Origin of the sequence: Bacillus sp. FMQ74 (assembly GCF_001875785.1) — a bacterium.
Taxonomy (GTDB): domain Bacteria; phylum Bacillota; class Bacilli; order Bacillales; family Bacillaceae; genus Bacillus; species Bacillus stercoris.
The window spans coordinates 1-218 of the sequence record NZ_MOEO01000047.1 but is presented as its reverse complement, the minus strand read 5'-3'; the positions used below and the strand labels follow the sequence as shown (position 1 = coordinate 218).

1 rRNA gene is annotated in these 218 nt (G+C 45.9%); it reads left to right on the top strand.

Features of this window, described 5'->3' with window-relative positions:
• Nucleotides 1–82 (top strand): 23S ribosomal RNA (locus BLL41_RS22285); the annotation flags it as partial.
• Between the last annotated feature and the right edge of the window lie 136 nt (nt 83–218).

Here is a 218-nt window from a genome sequence, read left to right as displayed (position 1 = left end):
GATGATCAGGTTGATAGGTCTGAGGTGGAAGTGTGGCGACACATGGAGCTGACAGATACTAATCGATCGAGGACTTAACCACATTTTTGATTGATGTCACACCTGTTATCTAGTTTTGAGAGAACACCTCTCTAATGGCGGAAAGGTAAGGAAACTCCGCTAAGGGCTCTCACATCCTGTGAGAAACGCCCAGTACCTTCATCCAGAAGGCATTTGTT